This is a genomic window from Thalassolituus marinus (assembly GCF_020320395.1).
In the GTDB taxonomy this organism is placed as follows: Bacteria; Pseudomonadota; Gammaproteobacteria; order Pseudomonadales; family Oceanobacteraceae; genus Venatoribacter; species Venatoribacter marinus.
The window spans coordinates 42,677-42,920 of record NZ_JAEDAH010000095.1; the positions used below are offsets into that span (position 1 = coordinate 42,677).

General features: G+C 50.8%; 1 protein-coding gene. It reads left to right on the top strand.

Annotated elements, in window-relative coordinates:
* Positions 1–54 precede the first annotated feature (54 nt).
* Positions 55–244, top strand: a 190-nt coding sequence (locus I9W95_RS15025; RefSeq protein ID WP_225676336.1) for a hypothetical protein, incomplete at its 3' end; no start/stop codon positions are given.

Genomic DNA, 244 nt, shown 5'->3' on the forward strand with positions numbered 1-244 from the left:
AAGGATCTTAAAAGAAGATAGCTAGTGGTCTGGGCGGCATTCCGCGGACTCGCTGTGAGCCAAACTGTCGGGAATAAAAAAGGGGATTTAAAAGAAGATGGCGTACGGCCGGGCTGGCGTTCCAGCGGGAACTCGAACCGACGTGAAAAAATAATAAAAGGGGATCTAAAAGAAGATGGCGTACGGCCGGGCTGGCGTTCCAGCGGGAACTCGAACCGACGTGCAAAAATAATAAAAGGGGATC